Below are 9837 nucleotides of genomic sequence, written 5' to 3'. Positions count from 1 at the left end.
CCATCACCCCTCCCGCCGTCACCGGGAAGACCGAGCCCCAGAAGGTCGCCAACGCGCCGGTGGAGACGAAGAAGGCGGCTGTCGCGGGCGACTCCTTCGAGACGAAGAAGGCGGTCGCGGGCCCGGTGCTGGGTGAGAAGGCGCTCGCGCCAGCCATCGCGGGCCTGAGGATCGGCCTCGCCGCGAAGGCCGCCGTCGAGAAGAAGGCCGTGGAGGGGCCGCCGCCCGAGCGTCAGACGGTGTCCGGTGAGGACAAGGCGAAGCAGGCGGTGGACCTGAAGAACGTGGGCGAGCGCCGCACCGAGACGGCGGATGCGCAGAAGTCGCTGCGCGAGAAGACCACGCAGGAGGCCGACAAGCTCTTTGCCATGGCGGACGGCAAGCAGCCCGTGCCCGCAGGCAGCAACATCCAGCGCGTGTCCGAGTCCGAAGTGGAGCTCACCCGCGTCAACGACAAGAAGGAAGTCGTGGAGCGCTCGGTGGCGACGAAGAAGGACGGCGCGGTGACGGTGGACAGCGCCACCTACGAGGACGGCACCAACAAGCGCGACCGCCTGGAGATGAAGGCGGACGGTGGCACGCTGGTGGAGCGCGCCGAGTGGAAGGGCGACAAGAACGAGACCGCGGACCTCAAGTCCTTCGGGGACATCTCCAAGACGCGCGACCGGGGCCTCACGTACACGCGCAACGAAGTGGGCGTGGAGAAGAACAAGGACGGCGACCGGCTCATCACGAACGAGTACACGCAGGCCGACGGCGGCGCGACGAGCAGCCGGACCTCCTTCTACCAGCAGAACGGCGGCGGCTCGATCGACAACAAGCTCAAGGGCCCGTTCGACTTCAAGAAGCCGGTGGACCGCGCGGACACGTACAGCTACTCGATTCCGCCCCCGGGCGAGGACGGCAAGCAGGGCGACGTGCAGTACAGCCGCGTGCAGGACTTCTCCCAGGACAACGTGAAGGCGACGTCCTACGTGGACCGCACGCTGGACGGCCACACACACCTGGCCGGCAAGGAGCCGCACACGATTGAAGACCTGCACACGGTCCGCGACGAGTACGGCAAGGGCGGCGGGGAGAACTGGGATGCGGACAAGGCGGGCGAGGGCCGCCCGCCGAAGCGCTGGACGGTGGACCTGCAGAAGGGCCCGGACCGGCTGGACTCGCAGACCTTCATCGAGGGCTACCCGGACGCGACCATCAAGACGGAGCGGACGCGCGAGGGCAGCACGGTGAAGGAGAAGTTCGAGGGCAAGACCTTCGAGAAGGAGGACTCCTCCAAGCGCGTGCCGGTGAACGGCGAGTCGTCCACCACCTTCGGCCAGGACGGCTCGGTGGAGAAGATGGACTCCAGGAGCCGGGAATCGGACGGCTCCGACCTGGAGCAGCACTACAACAGCAGCCGCAAGGCGACGGGCGCGGGTCTGGAGTTGCAGGAGTCGCTGGAGACGAAGCGCACGAAGGACAACAAGACGGAGTCGTCCCTCAAGGAGGACACGTCGCTCTTGTCCAGTGAAGGCGCGCAGCTCGTCAACTCGCGCACCACGGTGACGGATGCGGAGGGCCGCAAGGGCGTGCACGAGCTGGGCAAGGACGGCGAGAAGATGCAGTTGTCCGGCCCCGAAGGCCGCGACATGCGCGACGTCTCCAACCCGGATGACTTCAAGGACGACGCGTTCGGCAAGGTGCTGCTGGAGCAGGCAAGCATCTCCACCGCGAGCACGGTGAACCAGTACGCCAACAGCGGCGGCGCCCAGGCGCTCAACGTCCTCAAGGGCCTGAGCCAGGACGCGGGCAGGCTGCCCGAGAAGGCCACCGCCATCCTGGGCAAGGACACGATCTCCAAGGGCCTGAATGCGGCGCAGGGTGGAGCGAGCGCGCTGGGCGGCGTGGCCGGCGTGGTGGCGGGCGGCATGTCACTGGCGCGGGGCATCCGCGAGAACAACATGCCGGACATCGTGAAGGGCGTGACGGACACGGCCAACGGCGCGCTGAACCTCTACACGGGCGGCCAGGCGTTCACGGAGGCCATCAAGGGCTTCAAGAACGCGGGCGCGCTCACCACCACGGCCCCCGCGGCGAAGGCCATGCCGTGGGCGAAGACGCTGGCGAACCCGAAGGTGGCCGGCGCCGTCACCAGCGCGGTGCTGGACTCGGTGAAGGGCATGGGCGGCATCGGCAAGGTGGCCGGCGCGACGGCGAGCGCCGGGAGCAAGGCGCTGTCCGCCCTCAAGGGCATGGGCGGCGCGGCCAACGTGCTGGGCGCGGTGGGCGGCACCGTGGGCGGCGTGTTCGACATCGTCAACGGCGCGAAGGTCAACGACGGGGCGCAGATCGCCAAGGGCGCCGTCGGCATCGCGGGCAGCATCGGTGGCGCGGTGGCGGTGGGCGCGATTGGCGGACCGCTGGGCATGGCGGTGGGCGCGGGCATCGGCCTGCTGACCTTCGGCATCGGGAAGATCATGGACGCCATCAGCGACAAGCCGCACAAGATCTCCGAGCTGCAGATCGACTGAGGGCCCGGCGTCCTCGTGGAGGCGGCGGGGATGAAGCCGCCGCCTCTTTCGCGCCCCTACCGCTTCACGCGCAGGGTGCGCTCGTAGTCCTCGAAGCGCAGCTTCGCGATGGTGCGCCGGTCGCGGGTGCGGACCACCATGCCTTCAGTGTGCTGCCCCGCTCCCGCATCCAGCGCGCAGCGGGTCGTGGGCGCGTGCGTGCGCAGGAACCCGAAGGCGCCTTCGAGGTCCTTGGGGAGCGCGCCGCCGTCCTGCTCGAAGATGCGCGGCGTCAGCTCCAGACCGTGCTCCCGGGTGAAGACCTGGAGGGCGTCCTCGGAGATGAAGGGCTGGCCGCCGGACTCACGCCAGCCGGAGAGCTGCTCGCCGGACCACGCGAGGGGCGTCTCGAAGTCGGTGAGGCGCACCACGTCGAAGACGCGGTAGCCCACGCGCTTGTCGCCCGTGTACTGCTTGCTGTGCGCCGTCACATTGCCGCCGTACACCTCGCCGAACACGACGGTGATGCCGCCCGCGTCGAGCCGCTTCTCACGCAGGGCATCCGCCACCGGCCGCAGGTGCTCCACGATGCCCAGGGCCGGGTTGCCGATGAGGTCATCGCTCGCGCAGAGCCACTCCTCGCGGCTGCCCAGCAGGTACGTCCCGTCGGGGAGGAACACCATGCGGGCGTTGGTGCCATCCACCTTCTCCGAGCCTACGACGGGCCCGTCGAACGCGATGGCGGGTTCACCCAGCCGGCCGCGCTCTCCGAGCGTGTGGTAGGTCGGGATGGACGGGTACTTCGTGAGCGAGTTGAGCGCGCGAAGGTTGGAGGAGCGGAGTGAGAACGTCATGGCGAGACCTCGGTGGAAGCAGGGCCGAGGTTAGCAGGGCCCGGCGGTGAGGCTCGCGGGACGCGGGGGCGCGACGGGGCCTGACAGGAGTCCCCTCCGTGTGGCGCGCGTCTACCGCCGCCACATCCGGTTGCGCATGCACTCGGCCACCTCTTCGCGCAGCACCTCCGGGAAGCCGGAGAGGCCCGGCGTGGCGTTGCACTTGAGCAGCGTGTACCTGCCGTCCCGCGCCTGGAGGAAGTCCAGCCCCAGGATGTCGGCGCCCAGGTGCTGCATCGCGTGGCGAGTGTGCGCCGCGAGTTCCGGGGGCGGTTCGATGACGTGGTGCTTGCGCGTGTCGACGTTCGCCTTCCAGCCCGCCCCCTCGCGCGTCATCGCCCACATGTTCCCGCCGACCGCGAGGCAGCGCACTTCGCGCTGGTAGTCGATGAAGGGCTCGACGGCCGCGTAGTCGTCGGCCGCGAAGAGGAGGTCCGCGACCTCCGGCCAGTCCGCGTTGGTACGCACGAGCGCCTTGCCCAGCCCCGCGTGGTGGTTGCCCACCTTGACGACGAACGGCGCGGGCCGCTCCAACCGGCGCAGCATGTCGTCTCCAATCGCGACGTCGAACTCGATGACGGGCAGTCCCGCCTCGCACATCTCCGCCAGCATCGACAGCCGGTCGTGGCAGCGCGCGAGCACGGAGGCCGAATTGATGCAGGGCACCCCAGTGAGGCGGAGGAGGTCCAACGTCGCGCGGTGCTTCGGATCCGGACGGATGGCGCCCCCCCCCTCCACAAGATGCCGTCCAGACGCGTGGCCGACTCGCGGTTGATGCACCAGAGCTCACCCCCGCGCAGCACCCAGGCACAGTCCTGGAGCCGCCGGGAGACCACGTCGCACTCCGGGAAGTAGGACTGCCAATACTGCTCGCCGTTGATGACCGCCAGGGTGGGCCGCATCCGGCCAGTGTGTCACGCACCGGTCCAGCGCACAGCCATGAGGCGCCAGAACGACGGAAGTCGCCAATGCGACGGTCAGCCCACCGCGCCCACGTGGGGACGCAGCAGATCCTCGGAGGCCGTCCAGAGGCGCTGGGCGAACGCGGCATCCTCCAGCAGCGGGTGTCCCTGGGCCACCTTGCAGTCCTCCCAGTAGGCCCCCGTGATGCCGTCCACCAGGGGGTTCGCCGCGAGAAACGCCTGGGTCGCCGCGCCCTGCTCGACGGACCTCATGAACAGCCGGGCCACCGGAATGATGAGGGTGAACGGAAAGCCCATGCTCCGCGTGAGCGAGGTGCGCACCGCGCCCGGATGCAGGGAATTGACGAGGATGCCCCGGTCCGCGAGCCGTCGTGACAGCTCCCGCGCGAACAGCGAGTTGGCGAGCTTCGACTGACCGTAGAAGGCGAGCGGCTTGTAGCCACGATGTCCGTCCAGGTTGTCGAACTGGATGCCTTCGCGCGGCGCCTGATTGACGCCCGCGTCGCTGCTGACGACCACGATGCGACCCGTGCGAGCCGGCACCAAATCCACCAGGCGGTTCACGAGCAGGAAATGCGCCAGATGGTTGATGAAGAACTGCTGCTCGACGCCGTAACGGAGCTCCAGCTTCGCGGGCGCCATCACCCCCGCGTTGGCGATGATGGCATCCAGCGGCCTGCCCAGTGCGCGGACCGTCTCCGCCGCGGCGACGACCGAGGCCACATCCCCCAGGTCGCAGGCCACCGGCGTCGTCGAACCCCCCGCCCGGGCGCACGCCTCCCTCGCCTGTTCAAGCGAACGCGCGAGTCCAATGACATGCCCGCCATGCGAGGTGAGCGCCCGAAGCGTCTGTGCGCCAAGGCCGGAGTTGCAACCCGTGAGCAGGAAGGTGCGCCCCTTCAGGTCGAGCCCTTCGAGCACGTCATTCGCCGTGGATCTGGCGCCAAAGAGAATGGGTTCAGTCATGGGCATGCGCCTTTCGTGCGGCAGGTGCTGGGGAACGGCTTTCGGCGGGTGCGCTAGCGAGCCCGCCGCAGCGGCGCGAACAGCATCCGCACCGCGACGGTGATGTGTTCGACGAAGGCCTCGCGCGAGGTGCACGTGTGCTTCCAACCGCGCGCGGTGGCATGCAGCGTCCGCGCGAGCTGTGGCGCCGTGAGCCCGGCGGATGCGTAGACGGCCATCAACGGCGAGTCGGTGAGCGCCCGGGCCAGGGCCTTCTCGAACCGCGCGTCGTGGTCCGCCAGGAGCGTGCCCGTGAGGGCGCCACTGGTCTCGATGAGATCCGAGGCATCCCCCCCCATCTGTCCGACGTAACAGCCCAGCCGCTCGTCGAGCGCGGCCACAAGCCGGGCCTCCAGCGGACGTCCGACCTCCGTCAGCGCCGCGAGCGCTGCCTCCAGGTGGGTGCCGAGCGCATGCTCCACCGCCGCACGGAACAGTTCCTCCTTGGTCGCGAAGTGCAGGTAGAGCCCCTGGCGGGACACGTCCGCCGCCCGGGCCACCTCCTCCATCGACGCCTTGCGATAGCCGAAGCGCGTGAAGACCCCGAGCGACGCCTCCAGCAGCCGGCGCCGCCGCGCGTCGTCAGGGGCCTTCGAGGGTGACTTCGGGTCCACAGCCATATGGTCTAAATTGACAACATGGGCATAAGTTGTCAAGCAAGGCCAGATTGTCCATTCCAGGGAGGGAGTGCAGGCAGGCTCACTTCACGGTGAGGACCTGCGTGTCGGTGTTCTGGACACCCGTCCAGTCCGTCACGGTGAGGCTCACGCGGTACGTGCCCTTCGCCGTGTAGCGGTGGATGTGGAGCGCGGTGGGCCGGCCCCGGCCCGTCACCTTCGCGGCAGCCAGCGAGCTGCGGTGCACATCCATCTTGCGACTGGCCTGTCGCTCCAGTGCGAGCCCCAGCCCTCCTCGGAGAGGCGGCGGCTTCCACGAAAGCGGCGACAGGCCGGGACCTGGGGGGCTCCAGGAAGAAGAAAAGGCCCCAGGGTGCCAGCCCGCCCCCGGCCAGCCCATGCGGGGCCGGAGGGATCCCCCTCCTGCCGTGACGCGCCGGTTGACGCGCGACCCCGGCGCCCGTCTTATCCGGCCTCCCCTTGAGCAGGAGTGGTCGTGGCAGGAGCGCCGGTCGAACTGACCCCGGACAATTACGAGGAAATCACCCAACGGGGCGGGGTGTGCGTGGTGGACTTCTGGGCCCCGTGGTGCGCGCCCTGCCGCGCGTTCGCGCCCATCTTCGAGGCGGCGGCCTCGCGGTTCCCGGACATCACGTTCGCGAAGCTCGACACGGAGGCGCACGAGTCCCTCTCCGAGCCCCTGGACATCGAATCCATCCCCACGCTCATCGCCTTCAAGGACGGCGTGGAGGTCCACCGCGTCTCCGGCGCGCTGCCCGCCGCCGCCCTGGACGCACTGCTGGGCAAGCTGGAGGCGGTGGACGTGGAGGTGCTCAAGCGCCGCGCCGCGAACCGCAAGCGCACCGAGGCGGGAACGCTTCCGGCGGGCGTCCCCAAGGGCGCGACGTGGGACGCGGGAGAGGCGGAGTGGTCCTTCGGACCCACGGACCCCAAGGGCCGGCAGCACGGCACGTGGAAGTTCTGGCGGGCCGACGGCACCCTCTGCAACGAATGCATCATGAAGCACGGCACGCCGCAGGGCGTGTTCAAGCGCTTCCACGAAAGCGGCGAGGTGTCACAGGAGGGCACCTTCGACAAGGGCCAGCTTCACGGCCCGCGCACCTGGTTCGCGTCCGAGCACTTCACCACCGAGCGCATGCACGAGAACGGCGTGAGCGAGAAGGTGAAGAAGACCGTGATGCTCTACGACCAGGGCGAGGTGCGGCAGGTGATGCACTTCGACAGCACCGGTCAGCGCGTGGTGCCCACCACCGGCGAGCCCTACCCCACCCGCCCGGCCCATCTTCCGGAGGGCGCGGAGCTGCGCGAGGACCTGGACCAGTGGGCGCTCGTGTCGCTCAACGCGGACGGGGAGCGCCACGGACTCGTGCGGTTCTGGGACCGCCACGGCCTGCTGCTCTGGGAGGCCGAATATGAGAACGGCTACCGCCAGGGGTTCTACCACTCGCGCGCCGCGGACACCTACGCGGACTTCCGCGTCCACTTCGAGGAGGGCCAGGCCCAGACGGACTTCGCCGTGGGCGAGTGGTCGCTGCTGGATGCGCAGCGCCAGGTCGTGCTCACCCGCGACCTGGGGCTGGCGCCGGACGAGAAGACGCTGGAGCGCTCGGAGGTGTTCTCCAACCTCGCGAGGAGCGCGGAGGGCTGGCGCGAGTTCGCGCGCAAGGCCCGCGCGGAGAAGCGCTACCGGGAGGCCCTGCTGGCCACGGCCCGCGCCTGCGCCACCTCGATGGACGTGCAGCCGCTGGTGGAGGGGCTGGAGCAGCTCACCCTGCCCCGCACCAAACCCTCCGCCCATGCGCTGGCGGTGTCGGTGGTGGAGGAGGCGGGCCAACTGTGGGCGCCCATGGCGGACTGCCTCATGCGCGGCGGCGAGGCCTCCACGCTGCTTCGGGCCTATGCCGTCCTGTTGGACCAGACGGCCCGGCCGCGCGCGGCGCTGGACTTCCTGCACGCGGCGATGCTGCTCACCCCGGAGCGCAAGCCGTACCTGTTCACCCGGGGCCTCATCCTGTTGAACCTGGGGCTGGCGGATCAGGTGCGTCAGGACGCCGAACACCTGGCGACGGTGGAGCCGGACACCGCCCGGTTCCTGGGCACCTACGCCCGGGCCCTGTTCCCGAAGTTCGACTTCTGGCCCGCCCAGGAGGCACCGCGCTGCACCTACGACGGCCTCCCCGACGCGCCCCAGCAACCGCTGGAGTCGGTCCAGCAGGTGGTGCGCAAGTACGCCACGCGGCTCCAGGCGATGCGCGCGGAGCTGCTCCAGCGGTTCAAGCCCGGCGCCCCGGTGTCATGGCTGCCGCCGGACCTGTCCGCGCTCCTGGGCGCGGGGCCCGTGAAGCTGGAGCAGTTCGAGATGGAGTTCGGGGACGACACGGTGGAGATCGACGAGACGCTGGACCTGTCGCAGGGGCTCGCGGACCTGACGCTCGTCATCCGGGGCGACTGGAGCGCGCTGACGTGGCTGCTGTGGGCGTGCGGGGAGAAGACGCTCCGGATGCCGACGCGGCTCGCGCCTCCCGCCGACTTCGGCCAGGGCGCGGGACAGGCGTCGCAGCGGCTGTGGCAGAGCCGGGACCGGCGCATCCGGGGCGGGGATGGCTCCAAGCCCGGTGAGGGGTTCCAGTTCGAGGGCGTGCCGCTGGGCGACCTGCATCCGAACCTCGTCACCATCGCGGAACGGCAGTACGCGGAGACGCAGGCGATGTTCTATTGGCTCAACGACTCGGACCATGTCTCGCCGTGGCAGAGCAATCTGAGGGGCAGCTAGTCATGAAGCGGATTCGTGAAACCATCGAGGTCGCGGAGCCCCTGTGGCGGGCACTGGAGCAGATGAGCCACGACCTGGACGTGGACCGGAATGCCCTGGTGGCGCAGGCGCTGTTCCTGCTCGCGCGGCAGAACGGCTACGTCGCGCCGACGCCCGTGTTGCTCGGGGCGACGGCGGCGCTCGCGCAGGCGGTCCCCACGGAAGTCCCGGCCCCGGAGCCTCGGGCCAGCGAGCCCGTGGCCCGTCCGGCGGAGGCCGCCACCGTCGCGCCAGTCCCTGCGCCCGTGAAGGGGATGGAGACCGGACCGGCCGCGCCTTCCGCGTCCCTGGGGACACCGGCGAAGGCCGAGACCCCGGCGGAGACGGAGGCCGCCTTCGTGCGGAGCCGGATGCAGGAGGTGCTCGCGGCCGTGGATGCGGTCGTGCTGCCGCGCGAGGTGCCGGTGGCGTCCGACGACGAGGAGTCGGAGGAGGCAGCGGACGAAGAGGAGACGTCGGACGAGGAAGAGGCGTCCGACGACGAGGCATCCGAAGAGGATGAAGCGTCCGACGAGGACGAGGCCTCCGACGACGAGGCATCCGAAGAGGATGAAGCGTCCGACGAGGACGAGGCCTCCGACGACGAGGCGTCCGAAGAGGATGAAGCGTCCGACGGGGACGAGGCCTCCGACGAAGACACGTCCGACGAAGACGCAGCAGCCGATGGCGATGCGTCCGATGAAGACGCCGCTGCGAACGCTTCCGACGAAGACGCAGCGGACGAAGACGACGAACAGACCGCCGCTGAATCCTCCGACGAAGACCTGGCTACGGACTCCGACGACGCGGACGACAAGTCTGGCGGCGCCTCCGACGACGAGGCGGACGAAGGTTCAGACGAAGCGGAAGACGACGACTCGGATTCCGACGTCGCAGCGGCCATCGGAGCGGGCGCGGACGAAGCAGAAGACGACGCTGACGTCGCCGCGGCCATCGGAGCTGACGCGGGCGTGGACGCGGACCTCGAAGCTGCGCTGGGCTCCGAAGCAGGCGCGAGCGCCGACGACACGGGCGACGAAGCGGAGGACGAACAGGAAGAGCCCCCCGCCCCACCACCGGTCGCGCCTGCTT

7 protein-coding genes and 1 pseudogene are annotated in these 9837 nt (G+C 69.8%); 3 read left to right on the top strand and 5 right to left on the bottom strand.

Annotated elements, in window-relative coordinates; all coding sequences use genetic code 11:
* A partial coding sequence (locus D7V88_RS43270; RefSeq protein ID WP_120544817.1) for a hypothetical protein occupies window positions 1–2516 on the top strand: 2516 nt, incomplete at its 5' end.
* Window positions 2517–2572: 56 nt separating this feature from the next.
* On the opposite strand, the gene D7V88_RS34250 is transcribed toward D7V88_RS43270, so the two are convergent.
* The 5 genes from D7V88_RS34250 to D7V88_RS43265 all read right to left on the bottom strand — a co-directional run bounded on the left by D7V88_RS34250 (window position 2573) and on the right by D7V88_RS43265 (window position 6186).
* The gene (locus D7V88_RS34250) at window positions 2573–3349 is read right to left on the bottom strand and encodes an RNA ligase family protein (protein ID WP_120544816.1); all 777 of its coding nucleotides are present in this window, start codon (window positions 3347–3349) and stop codon (window positions 2573–2575) included.
* A 111-nt stretch (window positions 3350–3460) separates the two neighbouring features.
* Window positions 3461–4126: an ATP-grasp domain-containing protein gene (locus tag D7V88_RS34245; RefSeq protein WP_244238542.1), complete on the bottom strand. Its 666-nt coding sequence runs from the start codon at window positions 4124–4126 to the stop codon at window positions 3461–3463.
* A gap of 239 nt (window positions 4127–4365) precedes the next feature.
* Window positions 4366–5277 carry an SDR family NAD(P)-dependent oxidoreductase gene (locus D7V88_RS34240; protein WP_158625223.1) on the bottom strand — a complete coding sequence of 304 codons (912 nt, stop codon included), beginning with the start codon at window positions 5275–5277 and terminating at the stop codon, window positions 4366–4368.
* Between the two features lie 53 nt (window positions 5278–5330).
* The gene (locus D7V88_RS34235; protein WP_120544814.1) at window positions 5331–5936 is read right to left on the bottom strand and encodes a TetR/AcrR family transcriptional regulator; all 606 of its coding nucleotides are present in this window, start codon (window positions 5934–5936) and stop codon (window positions 5331–5333) included.
* A gap of 79 nt (window positions 5937–6015) precedes the next feature.
* Entirely contained in the window at window positions 6016–6186 is a 171-nt protein-coding gene (locus tag D7V88_RS43265) for a PKD domain-containing protein (protein WP_158625222.1), read from the bottom strand.
* A 243-nt stretch (window positions 6187–6429) separates the two neighbouring features.
* On the opposite strand from D7V88_RS43265, the gene D7V88_RS34230 reads away from it, so the two are divergent.
* Together D7V88_RS34230 and D7V88_RS34225 are read left to right on the top strand one after the other, a co-directional pair.
* Window positions 6430–8727, top strand: coding sequence for a thioredoxin domain-containing protein (locus D7V88_RS34230; protein ID WP_120544813.1), 2298 nt, complete (start codon window positions 6430–6432; stop codon window positions 8725–8727).
* 2 nt (window positions 8728–8729) lie between these two features.
* A pseudogene (locus D7V88_RS34225) lies at window positions 8730–9837 on the top strand (hypothetical protein); the annotation flags it as partial.

Origin of the sequence: Corallococcus terminator (assembly GCF_003611635.1) — a bacterium.
In the GTDB taxonomy this organism is placed as follows: Bacteria; Myxococcota; Myxococcia; order Myxococcales; family Myxococcaceae; genus Corallococcus; species Corallococcus terminator.
This window is presented reverse-complemented; position numbering and strand designations above follow the sequence as displayed.